The organism is Metabacillus crassostreae (assembly GCF_016908395.1).
GTDB classification, from domain to species: domain Bacteria; phylum Bacillota; class Bacilli; order Bacillales; family Bacillaceae; genus Metabacillus; species Metabacillus crassostreae.
Window position 1 is genome coordinate 132,965 of sequence record NZ_JAFBDU010000002.1, and the last position, 15,148, is coordinate 148,112.

The following is a 15,148-nucleotide window of genomic DNA, read 5'->3' on the forward strand; positions in this document are numbered from 1 at the left end:
AATAAAGAAGGGATTTGTCTAAAAAGACATATCCCTTAATGAATTTCATTCAGCAACATTAGCATTGTAAGGATTTACAGCAATATTCTTTCGCATTTCATCTGTTAGTTCAAATGCTTCTTGGGTTTCATTGCTAGCATTGTAATCAGCATCATTAGCTTGTACACTACCATCATTGATGTAATGGGTTTTGCTCCAATTCTTCACCTCCTAAAATTCCCTTTTATGATACTATTTTACTATTTATACACATTGAAAGCGGTATTATTTTTGTAAAGCCCAAAAATAATATTACTATGTAGCATGTTTATTTTGGTTTAAATTCTATATTATATGCTCATTATCGTATTTAAATTTATAAGTTATCTCCCAATGGTCTACATAGATGATTTTGATTATACGACTGTATATAAACACATTTTTAAAAATTATTTATCATTGAAATGACGTAAGATTTACTTACACATTTCTGTTCATATACATACTGATTTTTTATAATAGAGAGACATGACAAAATCAAGTATAGGATTATAGTTTTTCATACTTTTTTAAATGACCAATTTGTTTTCAAGAAACAAAAAAAGACTATCGATAGTAATCGATAGTCCCTAAAAAATATAAAATCAACCAGTATTTCTTAAACCTGCAGCAATACCGCTAATAGTTAATAATACTTCTGTTAGTAACTCATCATTAGGTTCTTCTTGTTCACGAAGCTCTTTAATCAGTTCAACTTGTAAGAAGTTTAACGGATCCACATAAGGATTACGTCTGTGAACAGATTCTTTAATATTTGGTGTATGATCTAATAGTTCCTCATCACCGGAAATTTGGAGTAGAATTGTTTTCGTTTTATTATATTCTTCAACAATATTCCCAAAAATACGGTCTGCAATTGCTTTATCTTTAACAAGTGAAGTGTACTCAGTTGCTGTTGTAATGTCTGCTTTCATTAACGCCATTTGTAAGTTATCAATTGTCGAACGGAAAAATGTCCATTCACTATACATGCGTTGTAATAATTTTAAGTTTTCTTCACCTTTTGATGCAAAGCTTTCTAAACCTGAACCTGCTGCATACCAAGCTGGTAAAAGCTGACGACTTTGAGTCCATGCAAATACCCATGGAATTGCTCGCAGATCTTCAAAACGATTTCGGTTTTTACGTTTCATTGGACGTGAACCAATATTTAGTTCAGCTAATTCATTTAATGGAGTCGCTTCTGTAAAGTATGTTAAAAAGTCAGGATCATTAAATACTAATGATTGATACTTTTTAAGAGAAACATTTGAAATCTCTTCCATCGCATTTTCCCAAGCTTGTTCACGTAAATGTTTTTGCTCAGATCCCTCTGATAAATTAACAGATGCTTCTAGCAATGTAGATGTTGCTTGTTCTAAACTACGATATGCAATATCCTCACTTAAATAACGTGAAGATAACACTTCACCCTGCTCTGTGATTTTCACTCCATCACCTAATGTTTCAGCTGGCTGTGAAAGAATGCTGCGATTTAACGGACCGCCTCCACGTCCTAATGACCCACCACGTCCGTGGAAGAACTTTAAGCCGATATTATGACGTTTTGCCATATCATGAATTTCTAATTGCGCTTTATATAGCTTCCAGTTAGCAGTAATTGTTCCACCATCTTTACTACCATCTGAATAACCAAGCATAATTTCTTGTGAATCACCATGAATTGTCAAATGATTTCGGTAAACATCCATTGTAAATAATGTTTCCATAATTTTTGGACCTGCAATTAAATCATCAACAGTTTCAAGAAGAGGAGCTACATTTAAATCACTCTCTACACTACCATCAACATGTAATCTGTAAATTCCAGCTTCTTTAGCAAGTACCAATACCTCAAGTAAATCACTTGCAGATTGTGTCATACTAACAAGATATACAAGAATTGAGTTCTTCCCAAAAGTATCATGCGCTTTTTTAATCATCGTAAATACTTTAATCATTTCTTGCGTTTCTTTCGAATAATCTTCATTTAATAGAAGAACTGGACGTGGATCTTTTAAAACATTTTCTAAGGTTTTTAGTTTTTCTTCCTCTGAAAGTGTTGAATAATCATCTGCAACTTTAACTTTTCTTAAAATTTCCGTTATAGCAGCTTCATGCTCACCACTATGGTTACGAATATCTAATGTAGCTAAATGGAATCCAAATAATTGAACTTGACGTATTAATTTTTTCAGCATTTTCAACTCACGTTGTGCTGGTTGGTGCTTATTCACACTTCTTTGAATTAGATATAGATCTTCTAATAGCTCATCTGAAGATTTATAACCTAATTCAGTTTTACCTACTTCTTCTAGGCGCACTAAAACGACAGCAAGTTTACGACGGTAAACTTCCGTTTCTACTGGCCATTGTTTTCCACTTTGTAAATAAACTTGCTCTTCTTCTTCCACATTAGCAAATAACTCTTCACTAACTTCAACACGAGTAATCGAGTGACTAAAGCGCTTCATTAATTCAGTTAAAGATTCTTTATACTTCTTAACTGCTAATTCTCTGTGACTTTCTAACGTTTCCCATGAAACTTCTGGAGTTACATTAGGATTACCATCTCGGTCTCCGCCAATCCATGATCCAAATCTAAGGAAGTTAGGAACATTCCATTTATGATCAGGAAATTGTTCTCCTAAACCTTCTTCTAAATCTTGGTGGATATCTGGTAACACATCAAAAAACGTTTGGTCAAAATAATATAAACCATTGCGTACTTCATCCATTACAGTTGGCTTACGATGACGTAATTCATCTGTTTGCCAAAGAATTGTTACTTCATTAAGTAAGCTATCTTCTAACTTTTTGCGTTCTTTCTTTGTTAAAATTGGGTTATCTAGACTTTTTAAGATCATGCCAATACGCTTTTGAATATCTATAACAGAGCGTTTAGTTGCTTCTGTTGGATGTGCAGTTATAATAAGTTCTAATGATAACGTATTCAGTACATTTTGAATTGTAGCCTCATCAATTTCATTTTCCTTTAATGATAAAAGTGCACTCTCAATTGAGGCAGATTGTACAACATGATCATCTTGAAGCTGATATTCACGACGTCTGCGAATTCGATGATTAGATTCTGCAGCATTAATTAAATGGAAATAGATTGAAAATGCTCGAATAACTTGTTTTCTCATTGGTGGATCTAAATTTACTATTTCATTTTTCATTTCATCATATATTTTTTTATCAAAGTTATTTCGAAGATCTTTCGCCATCATTCTTAGTTTTTCTACTTTTTCAAGTAGCTCGGTACCACCATGATGTACAATGATCTCACCTAATATATGTCCTAGTGCTTTTACATCCTTACGTAGCGGTAAACTACTATCATTTATTTCGACTCTTGATGTCATCGTGTCACCTTCCTCTAAATATTTGTTAGTCTATGAAATTTTAAGATAATTCTATCATATCATCTTTTGAAAAAAATTTCATCCTTAAATCTATAAATCTATACTAAAATAAGATCATTTAAAGAATTCCCATCTAATAAATGCATTAATTAGTTGAAACTATACTCAATTACTATTTCACACCTCGGATAAAAACCATATTATTACAATTATTAATAGTTATGCGTTTTTTCTTGTTGATGTTGTACTAAGAATTCTTCATATATATCTTTAAAGCAATTAGGTCGATATAAGTTTGCGGCATGACCAGCATATTTTATTTCTCTATAAATCACATGGGGAATGTCCTTGTTTAATTCTTTTAAGGATGATTTATATAAATAGTCATGTTCCCCCATAACCCATAAAATAGGCACTTCCAATTTTTGAAGATCACTACGCAAATCATACAATAATCTATGTTCAATCGCTCGTTGCAAAATGGTCTCTTCTAACTCAAGTCCAAACTTATAATAAATTTTCTGTGAAAGGGTTGAATAATGATCAAATACATTCCCTTTTGGGTAGATCGCATTTGTATATTTCTTTAACCATGTTGAATAATCCTCATCACGATTATGCCAATAGTGCATGAACACCTCTAATAATCGTGAAGGGAAATTGTAGTGTCCACCAATAAAGCATAAACTACTCACTTTATATTTCCATTTTGTTGTAAAAATTGTACCAGGATAACAGCCATAGCTAAGTGCACAAAGATGAGCTACATCAATTCCTTTATTTTCATAAAACTCTTCTAATTGTTGTACTAATTTATCCAATGAAAAATCAACCCGTTTTCCTCTATCATCGCCATGTCCTAGTAAATTATAAGAATATGTATTATATTTACCTTTAAAATAATTCATTTGTTTATTAAATGCACGCTGATTGCCAGTTAATCCATGAATAAATATAATATTTTCTTTCATTACTCCTCCATAGAAAGATGTGTGATAAATTAATATTCAATACAATTTTAGAGAAAAAATGTAAAGGGATTATATATAACTCGTTAAGTTTATGTAATTAAAATCATAAAAGGGGTCAGACCCCTGTCTGACCCCTAACATAAAAATTTATTCTTCTATTTTATTCAGCAAAATTGTTACTTTATATAAGTCCCCATCCACATCAATATTAAGTTGACCTTCATGGAGATCTATGATTGACTTAGCTATCGCTAGACCTAATCCTGATCCTTCCGTTTGCCGTGATTTATCTCCTCTTTTGAACCTTTCAAATAATTCTTCAACATCATCGTTCAGTTCATATTTCGATATATTCTTAAATGTAATACATACTTGATTATTTTCTTCCTTCACTTGGATATAAGCTCTTGTATGCTCTAGTGAATATTTAAGAATATTGCCAATTAAATTATCAAAAACTCGCCATAGTTTCTGACCATCTACATATGAAAAAACAGAGCCTTCTGGTTTCATCACTCTAAATTGTATTGTTGACTCCTGAATACTTTCGTTATACTCAGCAAGAGCTTGCTGTAGTAGCTGAACAACATCTACTTTTGCTTTTGACAGTTCAATATTTCCACTAGCCATTTTTGACGCTTCAAATAAATCATCAATCAGACTTTTTAATCTTTTTGATTTACGATCAATAATTTCAATATATGTTTTCCGTTCATCTTCTTCTAAATTAGGATTCTTTAAAAGCTCAGAATATGTGATGATTGATGTTAATGGAGTCCGTAAATCATGACTAACATTTGTAATCAATTCTGTTTTTAAACGCTCACTTTTTACTTGTTCTTTTTGAGACCTTTTCACACCATGTTTCATGCTATTTATATCTTCAGCAAGCTTTGCCAACACAGATTTTCCAGTTATTTTTAAATCCGGCTCAAAGTGACCTTTTGCTAAAGCATTTGTATTACTTGTTATCTCATTAAAATATGCAGTTCTTTTCACAATTAGTAAGAAAATAGGTAAACCTAAAACGATAAATACAGGTATATAAACAAGTAAAAGCTCTGGTTCATAAAGTACGAGACCAAATCCTGCTCCAAACACAAAAACAATTGTTAATAAGATAGACACTTGCCAACCTACACCTTTTTTCACAAAGGCCAATTGAACCATATTAATGAATTTACTTGTAAGTGTATTTTCTAGGTTTTCTTTTTGAGAAAAAACATTCATAACTCTAGGATATAAATAGATTCCTTGAACAAGAGATAAACCAACAAATAATGATAACCATCCTAGTTCAAAGATAAACCACATAAAGTCAGAATATATAGAATGTAATGAGTTAAAAAATAATAAGCAAACAAGTGTTGTAAATCCAAAAAAGAGACATGCAACATCTATGGGTAGTTTCTCGGCAATTACCTTTAAACGACTTGATTGGATTCGATTCATGATACTTAGTTTCTTTCCAATAAAAACACTTATAAACAAAGCTATAATTGCAGCGATTACTTTTCCCCAAAACAGCTTCTGCTGGTTTTTGAATTCATCATAATTAGCTAAAATAAAGTTAGTGCTTTCTGATTTTTTCACAGCTATTGTACCTTCATAAAGATCATCTAAGTTCAAATTAACTTCATTGGGTATTCCCTCATCTAGATAAAGTACATAGTTATTATTCAATGACAAATATGTGTTAGATTTTGAAGGGTATTTATTGATAAAGTGTGTTGTTTCTTCATTAATATATTTGTCAATTTCTTTACTATCTGAAATAGGTAAATTTGTATAAACTTCTCCAGTTGCTGTGTTTCTTAAATAATAGAAAAATGCTTCCTTGTATGACTGATATTCACTTTTATAGGTTTCAAGTTCTTCAAAATACACATCAATTTCTTGCTCTCTTTCAATGATGATTTTTTCTTTAATATGCTCATCACTTTCAAAGTTTTTTGTAATGTCCTCTATCTTCTTATCTCTTTCAGTTCGATATAATTCAGCCACTTGTTCAGACTGAGCTTCTTCAATTCTTGATTCATATTGATCTTCAATGCTCATTATTTGATCTTGTAAATCCCCATACCGATATCGGTGCTCTTCAATTTCTTCATTCGTTACTGTAATTGATTTTTTTATTTCTTCTTTAGGCACATTTGATATTTCAAATGTATTTACATATGTAAGCAGCTCATCTATTGTATGTTCAAATTGTGAGGTTTTAAAATAACTTTGTTTCTCAAAATCATAATTATTATTAAGAACCGAAAGAACACCACTTATTCCATATGTAAATAAAACTAGCCATAAAATTAGTAGAGATCTATTTTTCCATCTTGTATCCAATTCCCCATACCACCTTCAAATATCTTGGATTTTTAGGGTCAATTTCTATTTTTTCGCGAATTTTACGTATATGCACGGCAACTGTATTTTCAGCATTATAGCAAGGTTCCTTCCATACTCTTTCATAAATTTCAGAGATAGAAAAAACATGCCCTGCATTAACCATAAGCAGTTCAACAATTTTATATTCAATCGGAGTTAACTTTACCGGTTCACCACCAACAGCAACCTCTTTAGCAGCCTGATCGATTGTTAGTCCATTAAGATCAATCGATTTATTTCTTCCTTCAAAAGGTCCTAATGTTACATATCTTCTTAACTGTGATTTAACTCTTGCAATTAGTTCTAAAGGATTAAATGGCTTTGTAATATAATCATCTGCACCAACCTGTAGTCCTAAAATCTTGTCTGTATCTTCACTTTTTGCACTAAGCATAATGATTGGGATGTTTTTTTGTTCTCTAATTTTAAATGTAGTTGATATACCATCCATTCGGGGCATCATGATATCTAACAAAATCAAATGAACTTCTTGTTCATTTAAACGTTCAATTGCCTCAATACCATCTTGTGCGGTAATAACTGTCATACCTTCATTTCTTAAATATATCTCAATCGCTTCGCGAATTTCTTTATCATCGTCTACTACTAAAACGGTATAATTATTCATCTTTTCATCCTCCTTTCCAAAGTATACCATGAGTTATATTTGTTGAGATTGTTCTTAGTATAAACAAGAGTTCTTAACAGAAGGGTAGGGAAATATTGAAGAAATTCTTAAGAATAGACATTCTCTTATTTGAGTGTTTTTTAACGTATATTTTTATTAAAAAAAGAGAAAAAGTGAGCCAAGAGGACTCACTTTTTTATTTGGTGCCTATAATACAGGGATTTCATTTACCTTCACTACCTTTTTTGTCTGATTAGCTTCAAGTGCTGCTAAAATTACTTCAAGTGATTTTTTACCTTCTTCCCCAGTGACCAGTGGTGTTTTTTTATTTATGATAGATTCAATAAAGTGATCAATAACATGTGTATTCGTTTGACCGCCTTCATCATTTGTTTGGATTTTGTCTAATTGATACTTCACAACCTCCCCAGTCTTATATTGGACAATTAGTGAATGATCTGGGTCATCTTCTAATCTTAAAACAGCATTTTCAGCGTATATAATAGTAGAGTTGTCTCCACCGGATACATATGACCAACTAGCTGCTAATGTTCCAATTACACCAGACTCCATTTTCAAAATCACCACTGCGTTATCGTCTACCTTTGTATCTTCCTTTGAGGATGTCTCAACAAATGCACTAACCTCCGCTACATCTCCCAATAAATAACGAATTAAATCTGATTTATGGACACCTAAATCACCTAATGCACCAATGAATGCCTGTTCTTTTTCAAAGAACCAGCTATTTCTCCCATCAATGCTCCACCTCTCTGGTCCAGGATGACCAAATGTTGTTCGAAAACTATAAATCTTTCCTATCTCACCGCTTTCTATTATTTGTTTTGCTTTCTGGTGAGATGATACAAAGCGTTGATTATGCGCTATCATTAATATTTTGTCATTTTGTTTAGCTGCTTCTATCATTTTTTCTGCTTCTTCTCTTGAAGTTGCCATAGGTTTCTCACAAAGAACATGTTTCCCGGCATTTAAAGCAGCAATTGAAACTGGAGCATGAAGATTATTAGGTAAACAAACACTTATCACATCTACTTCTGCAAGTTTAATAACTTCTTCGTATTGTTCAAATCCATTTGCACCATATTTTTCAGCCATTTCAATTGCACGTGACTTCACAACATCACACACTGCTACTATATCTACATTCTCATTTTTTGCATACTCAATTAAATGACGTCTTCTTGCGATACTTCCACAGCCAATAACTCCAACCTTGATTTTTGTCATCATTACCTACCTCCATTTTTTGTTTTATCCTTTTACGGCCCCACCTGCTAAACCTTTTACAACTTTCTCTTGAGAGAAAAGATAAACAACAAGAATAGGCAAGCTTGCTAATGTTAAGGCGGCCATAAGTCCTGGTATATTTACTGAGAATTCTCCTTTAAAGTCTTGTAATCCTAAAGGTAATGTCATGTTTTCTGGGCTTGAAATTAAAACAAGTGCAAAAATAAATTCGTTCCAAAGATGGATAAAGTTATAGATCAACACCGTCATTAAAGCTGGTGTTAACATAGGGAGAATCACTCTCCAGAAAATCCCGAAGTGGTTACAACCATCCATTTTTGCTGCCTCTTCTAATGATTTAGGAATTTCCTGCATAAATTGAGTTAAAATAAAAATTGAGATAGGGAGACTAAATGCAATATAAGGTCCCAATAATGCCCATATCGTATCAAATACTCCCATGCTTTGTGTAAGTTTAAAGATCGGAATAAGCGTGGCATGAATAGGTAGCATCATTCCTGATATAAATAGTAGGAATAGAACTTTGTTTAATTTGAATTTCATCCTACTTAAAGGGTAGCTTGCCAATGCAGCTACAAACATGACAATAATCACAGCTATAATTGATACAAAAATACTATTTATGAAGTATCGGGTTAATCCCATTTCAAAAACTGATGTGAAGTTTTCTAAACTAAACGATGAAAATAACGCAAATGGTTCCTCAAAAAAATGACTACGTGATTTGAGAGAAGTTGAAATCATGTAAATGAAAGGAAAACCCGTGAAAATTAACAACATAAAAGCAATCATATAAAGGGGTAGTTTCTTTAACCTCATTATCATATTCCGTAGGCTCCTTTCTTTTTGCGAAAATGATCCATAACCTGAATAATAATAGTAACGAATAGAGCTAAAAAGAACATAATAAAAGCAATTGCACTTGCATAGCCCATGTTAAAGTTAATAAATGCTTGCTTAAACATATATGTTCCCAGTAATTCCGTTCCGTGATTAGGACCTCCACCTGTCATAATATAGAAAATATCAAATGCTTTTAATGATCCTACAATAGCTAAAATAGAGGAGCTTACGATCGTTGGCATTAGAAGTGGTAATGTAATGTTAAAAAACTTTTGAAAAGAACTAGCACCATCAATTTCAGCTGCTTCATATAATTCGCCAGGTATTCCAACAATCGCAGCTTTAAAAAGAATCATATAAAATGGGGAGAATTGCCAAACAATAACTAATAACACAGCAAATAATGCGGTATTCGTTTCACTTAGCCATGAAACGTTTTCAAATCCAAATACATTTATTATGCTATTAATTACCCCATTTAACGGATCAAACATTAGTACCCATAACAATCCGATGGCTACAGTTGACATGAGAAATGGAAAGAAATAAACACTACTAAAGAATTTTATACCTTTAATAGGTGCAAATAACATTAATGCCATGATTAAACCAAGAGGAATTTGAGCAAAAACTGAAGTTAATACTACCCATGTATTATTTGTAAGAGATTTCCAAAAAACAGCATCTTTGAATAGATCAAGATAATTCTGCAAACCTACAAATACTCCTACACCCATTCCATCCCATTCATAAAAGCTATACATAAGAGTGGACATAATAGGAAATAAAACATAAACAGCATATATAATAATCGCTGGTGCAACAAATGCGCTAATCGTTAATGCACTTCTGATTTTTTTATACTTTGTAACTGTATTAAGCTCAACTACTTCATGTCTATCAGCTATTTTTACAGGTGTATTCATTAGCAGTCACTCCTTTTCTAAAACAGGAGGGGACAACCCCCTCCTATTTTTTATTACTTTAAAACTTCTTTAGCCTTTTCTTCCATTTTTTTTGCTGCTTCTTCAGGTGTCATGTCTAGCCCAAAAATCGCTTGAGTTGTATCTTTGTGTAATTCTGCTAATTCAGGAGGAAGTGTTTGGTCATAAGGCATTTGTAAATGAGTTGCTTGTTGTACCACATCATAAAATCTTTTTGTGAATTCATCTGCTGGAACAACGTCTTTAATTGCTGTTAGAGAGCCTGTTCTATCTGTATAATTTTGAGCTGTTTCTGCACTAGTTAATTCTTTAACAAGTTCAGAAGCTAAATCGTGATTTTCACTGTTTTGTGCTACTGACCATACAGGTCCAGTTGCTGCTCCCACATGTGTTTGATCTCCTTTACCATTAGGAAGTGTTGGGAATAAGAAGAAATCTAATTTCTCTTTAAATTCCGGAGCTTCTTGTTTTACATTATTTAAAAATGAGATAGTCATATCCATCATTGCAGCCTGACCAGTATACATTAACTGACGACCTTGACCTTCATCATATGGAACACCGTTAAATCCAGGATTGAAGGCATCTCTTTCTACTAACTCTTGAATATATTTTCCAGCCTCAACATAAGCAGGATCATCAAAACCTTTTCCTTCTCTATTGAAAGCACTCTCAAACAGTTCAGGACCGGCAATTCTGCTTGCAAAATTCATTAGATAATAAGCACCTGGCCATTTTGTTTGGTTTGTTAAAGCAATAGGGATAATTTCGTTTTTGTTTAACGTATCAATAACATTAAGCCACTCATCATATGTTTTCGGTGCTTTTAATCCGTATTTATCAAATATCTCCTTGTTATAAAAAACAACATCAATCGAAAGGCTTAAAGGCATACCATATACCTTACCATCAAAAGTGGCATTGTTTAGCGCAAGTTCATTAAAGTGAGATTTATCCGTTTCTTCTGTGATATCGTACACTTTTCCTTGATCAACAAAGTTCTTTAACCAGCCGCCTCCCCAACTATGAAATACGTCTGGGGCATCATTACCAGACATAGCAACTGATAACTTTTGTTTGTAAGCATCATTAGGAATTTGTAGGATCTTTACTTCAACATCTGGATGCTTTTCTTTGAATCTCTCAACTGCTTCTTCATAAACTAACTCTTTTTCCCCTGTGTCAATATGCCAGAATTCTAATGTCTTTTTCTCATCATTTGTTTTACTTGAATCTGCATCTGATGTAGTCTCCGCTGTTGACCCACCCCCGTTAAGTCCACAAGCAGTTAGTAGTAATACAGCCATAATTGTTAAAATGGAAAGTAATTTCTTCAATTCTTCCATCCCCTTTGTTTTCGTTATTAGACTTTAAAAAGTGATTAATTTCTTACTTTTCAGATAATTCATGCTAATTTCTATGCTATCTAGAGGTAAGATTCTTGATCTGTCCTGCTCAACAATAAACCACTCTACTTTCGATTGTTCCCCTTGCTTAAGTACACCATCTAGATTTACACCACCAGTTCCTAACTCAGCAAAAAATTCTTCTCCATCTGTTGTCATATCCTTTATGTGAACAAGCGGTGTTCTTCCTTCATATCGTTTTAACCACAGAACTGGATCTTCTCCGGCTTTAGTTAACCAATAAACATCAAACTCTGCCTTAACCCATTCAGAATTTGTTTCCTCTAATATGAGTTCTAGAGGCATTTTCCCATTATCTAACTTCACTAATTCAAAGTCATGATTATGATAAGAAAGAGTTATTCCTGCTTCATGACACTTTCGTCCAATTTCATTTAAGATTGGAATGAGCTCAAAGTAAGCCTCTTTTGATCTTCTTTCAGTTGGCAGTACAGGACATACAACATGTTGACTACCAATTATTTGCTGATATTCAATGACTTGGTCTAATTCGCTTTCAAGCAATGATAGTTGCACATGGCTAGAACTTGCTTTCAGTCCTAGTCGGTCAAGTTCCTTTCTCATTTGATATGCTCTTATTCCCCCATATCCAGCAAACTCGACCCCTTGATAACCAAGCTTTGCTACCTTTTCCAATGTACCTATAAAATCTTTTACAGTCTCTTCACGTAAAGTGTATAACTGTAAACTGAATTGAATATTTGCCAAAATGAATCCCCCTTTCCAACAGTTAATTGTAACCGGTTACATTTATATTTATTATTACTAATGACTTTCAGCTACTCACCCCCTTAAAATTGTAACCGATTACATTTTATGTGCTAATTTCCTCATTCATTACCTTTTCTTTTATTTTTCCACCACATGAATCTCTAACAATTAAATCACAGTCTAATATATATTGTGACTTAAGCATTGGCTTTCCTTGAATTTGCTGTAATAGTAATTTCATAGACTTTTGACCCATTTCAAAAAGTGGTTGCGCTACTGTCGTTATGGCTGGATCAAATTTAGATGAAAATGTTATATTATCGAATCCTACAACGGCTATATCTCGAGGAACATCAAACCGAAGCTCTTTTGCAGCTTTTACTGCCCCCATAGCCATTTCATCATTTGCTGCAAATATAGCAGTTGGTGCTTTCTCAATTGCCAATAATTTCATCATTTGGTTATAGCCAGATTCAAAAGTGAAATCCCCCTCTTGAACTAGCATATTCCGAACTTCAATATTATTTTGCATCAACGCTTGTCGATAACCATTATAACGACCTTTAGAAATCGCAAATTGCAAGGGTCCAGTTATATGGGCAATTTCTCTGTGACCAAGTCTAATAAGATGTTCAACAGCTTCTCGACTACTACTAACATTATCGATTGATACAGATGGAACCTTTAATCCCTCAATATAAGCTGTAGCTAGAACTAGAGGATATTCTTCACTTAAAGACTTAATATAGTTGGGATCCATCCTTTCAGATAACAGAATCATACCGTCTGTTTGCCTTTTTTTTAGCAAATCAACTAAGTTATATTCGTTTTCAACTTTTCTATTTGTATTCCCTAGTAACACCCGATATCCATGATTTGCTGCTTCATATTCTATCCCTTCTATGATTCCAGAGAATACGGTATTTGTAATACTTGGTACAACTACGAGAATTATATTAGTTTCATTTCTACGAAACTGTCGAGCTAGCATGTTAGGCTTATAATTTAACTCATCAATTACACTTAATACTTTATTTCTCGTTGCCTCCTTTACAGTTTCTGGATTATGTAGAACCCTAGAAACTGTTGCAACTGAAACATTTGATAATTTTGCTACATCACGCATTTTCACCATATACCATTCTCCTTGCGGATAACTTATCCTTCTATGTTTGTTTCAGCTTTAAATTTTGTAAACGATTACATTTTTGATTATAAATCCTACCAAACTATGTTTCAACATCATTTTCCAAAACAGGTAATAAAGCCCATAAAGGAACCTCCACACAAAGTATGAAGGTTCCTCAAGTTTTTCATATAGAAAGTATCAGGGGGGATACTGTCTTTAGGAATATACCCTAATAAAAATATCTTAAACATAAAAATTTTTTTATATTTAATTTTTATTTTTCATTGACATTCCATCTAGAAACAGAGAAAATGAACGCGTGTACATAATTGTTATAGGGGGTGAATAAATTAGCTAGTAGAAAAGATGTTGCCAGATTAGCAGGAGTCTCCGAAGCTACTGTTTCTAGGGTATTCAACAATATCTCGCCTTTGCGAGAGCAGACAAAACAAAAAGTATTACAAGCAGCGAAAGAGCTAAATTATCATCCTAATGTCATTGCACAAAACTTTGCTAAAGGAAAAAGCAATAACATAGGTGTGATCGTTCCTTATCTCCCAAAAGTAAACTTACTGTCTACTCATTATTTTTCAGAGCTAGTTAGTGGGATTGGCGCACGACTTGGTGAATTAGGTTATGGTTTATTGTTAATATTTCATCAAACACCTGATGAACGAAAAGATTATGTTCAGCTTTTTCATTCACAAAGAGTAGACGGCTGTATCATCTTAGGTGCCAGACATAACCAAAATGAACTAAAGGCACTTGAAAAACTTCATCAATTGAAATTGCCCTACTGTCTTATTAATCAAACCTTTTCTAAGCAGCCCTTTCATTTTATTGATGCAGATCATTTGGATGGTAGCTATCAAGCAACAATGTCTTTATTAGAAAAAGGATTTCAACAGATCCTCTTCTTAAATGGTCCACTTGAATTTTCTAATAGTCTAGACAGACTTCAAGGATATAAAAAGGCCCTAAGTCAAAAGGGAATACTCTTTAACGAGAAGTTAATTTTCGAAGGGAATTATAGTCGAAAAAGTGGATATAAAGCTGCGGATCAAATCTCTTCTTTATTAGCTAAATCGAAAGCTATTATTTCAGCGAATGACCGAATGGCTATTGGCCTTATGCAAAGGCTTAATGAATTAGGTTTTTATGCTGGTAAGGATTATGCGATTATCGGCTATGATAACTCTGAAATCGCAAAAATGACCACTCCATCATTAAGTTCTGTAAATGTTCCACTTTATGAAATGGGACAATTAGCAGCTGAGAAGGTTCTTCAATCCATCACACATGATATAAATGAGCAAATTATGATTAAACTACCCGTTTCATTAATTGAAAGAGAATCTTCATTACATGTGCATTAATATTGTGCTAATAATCGGCATTAATACTTATTTTAGATTTTTTTGTTTATAAAATACTTTCTATCAAACTTTGAAAAGA

12 protein-coding genes are annotated in these 15,148 nt (G+C 33.0%); 1 reads left to right on the forward strand and 11 read right to left on the reverse strand.

What is annotated here, in order from left to right; all coding sequences use genetic code 11:
• Positions 1 to 45: 45 nt before the first annotated feature.
• From JOC75_RS08610 to JOC75_RS08660, 11 genes are all read right to left on the reverse strand, one after another.
• Entirely contained in the window at positions 46 to 207 is a 162-nt protein-coding gene (locus tag JOC75_RS08610) for a hypothetical protein (RefSeq protein ID WP_204953664.1), read from the reverse strand.
• A 416-nt stretch (positions 208 to 623) separates the two neighbouring features.
• Positions 624 to 3,386: a phosphoenolpyruvate carboxylase gene (ppc, locus tag JOC75_RS08615; RefSeq protein ID WP_204953665.1), complete on the reverse strand. Its 2,763-nt coding sequence runs from the start codon at positions 3,384 to 3,386 to the stop codon at positions 624 to 626.
• Between the two features lie 212 nt (positions 3,387 to 3,598).
• Positions 3,599 to 4,357: an alpha/beta fold hydrolase gene (locus tag JOC75_RS08620; RefSeq protein ID WP_204953666.1), complete on the reverse strand. Its 759-nt coding sequence runs from the start codon at positions 4,355 to 4,357 to the stop codon at positions 3,599 to 3,601.
• A gap of 147 nt (positions 4,358 to 4,504) precedes the next feature.
• Positions 4,505 to 6,700, reverse strand: a complete 2,196-nt coding sequence (locus JOC75_RS08625) for a HAMP domain-containing sensor histidine kinase (protein ID WP_204953667.1) — start codon at positions 6,698 to 6,700, stop codon at positions 4,505 to 4,507.
• Positions 6,678 to 7,370, reverse strand: a complete 693-nt coding sequence (locus JOC75_RS08630; RefSeq protein ID WP_204953668.1) for a response regulator transcription factor — start codon at positions 7,368 to 7,370, stop codon at positions 6,678 to 6,680. The genes JOC75_RS08625 and JOC75_RS08630 overlap by 23 nt, the downstream gene beginning before the upstream one ends.
• 207 nt (positions 7,371 to 7,577) lie before the next feature.
• The gene (locus tag JOC75_RS08635; RefSeq protein WP_204953669.1) at positions 7,578 to 8,618 is read right to left on the reverse strand and encodes a Gfo/Idh/MocA family protein; all 1,041 of its coding nucleotides are present in this window, start codon (positions 8,616 to 8,618) and stop codon (positions 7,578 to 7,580) included.
• Between the two features lie 24 nt (positions 8,619 to 8,642).
• Entirely contained in the window at positions 8,643 to 9,464 is an 822-nt protein-coding gene (locus JOC75_RS08640; RefSeq protein ID WP_204953670.1) for a carbohydrate ABC transporter permease, read from the reverse strand.
• Complete coding sequence (locus JOC75_RS08645; protein WP_204953671.1) at positions 9,461 to 10,408, reverse strand: carbohydrate ABC transporter permease; 948 nt, start codon at positions 10,406 to 10,408, stop codon at positions 9,461 to 9,463. Before JOC75_RS08645 ends, JOC75_RS08640 begins: the two co-directional genes overlap by 4 nt.
• A gap of 53 nt (positions 10,409 to 10,461) precedes the next feature.
• A complete protein-coding gene (locus tag JOC75_RS08650) occupies positions 10,462 to 11,763 on the reverse strand; it encodes an ABC transporter substrate-binding protein (protein WP_146948628.1) in 1,302 nt (433 codons plus the stop codon).
• 33 nt (positions 11,764 to 11,796) lie between these two features.
• A complete protein-coding gene (locus JOC75_RS08655; protein ID WP_204953672.1) occupies positions 11,797 to 12,561 on the reverse strand; it encodes a sugar phosphate isomerase/epimerase family protein in 765 nt (254 codons plus the stop codon).
• A 106-nt stretch (positions 12,562 to 12,667) separates the two neighbouring features.
• Positions 12,668 to 13,699, reverse strand: a complete 1,032-nt coding sequence (locus tag JOC75_RS08660; protein ID WP_204953673.1) for a LacI family DNA-binding transcriptional regulator — start codon at positions 13,697 to 13,699, stop codon at positions 12,668 to 12,670.
• 335 nt (positions 13,700 to 14,034) lie between these two features.
• On the opposite strand from JOC75_RS08660, the gene JOC75_RS08665 reads away from it, so the two are divergent.
• Positions 14,035 to 15,069 carry a substrate-binding domain-containing protein gene (locus JOC75_RS08665; RefSeq protein WP_204953674.1) on the forward strand — a complete coding sequence of 345 codons (1,035 nt, stop codon included), beginning with the start codon at positions 14,035 to 14,037 and terminating at the stop codon, positions 15,067 to 15,069.
• The last annotated feature ends 79 nt before the right edge of the window (positions 15,070 to 15,148 follow it).

Bases quoted from the DNA above. Each gene is read 5' to 3' on its own strand.
- ppc (WP_204953665.1), bottom strand. From the start codon at position 3,386: ATGACATCAAGAGTCGAAATAAATGATAGTAGTTTACCGCTACGTAAG.
- JOC75_RS08620 (WP_204953666.1), bottom strand. From the start codon at position 4,357: ATGAAAGAAAATATTATATTTATTCATGGATTAACTGGCAATCAGCGT.
- JOC75_RS08630 (WP_204953668.1), bottom strand. From the start codon at position 7,370: ATGAATAATTATACCGTTTTAGTAGTAGACGATGATAAAGAAATTCGC.
- JOC75_RS08635 (WP_204953669.1), bottom strand. From the start codon at position 8,618: ATGACAAAAATCAAGGTTGGAGTTATTGGCTGTGGAAGTATCGCAAGA.
- JOC75_RS08640 (WP_204953670.1), bottom strand. From the start codon at position 9,464: ATGATAATGAGGTTAAAGAAACTACCCCTTTATATGATTGCTTTTATG.
- JOC75_RS08645 (WP_204953671.1), bottom strand. From the start codon at position 10,408: ATGAATACACCTGTAAAAATAGCTGATAGACATGAAGTAGTTGAGCTT.
- JOC75_RS08660 (WP_204953673.1), bottom strand. From the start codon at position 13,699: ATGGTGAAAATGCGTGATGTAGCAAAATTATCAAATGTTTCAGTTGCA.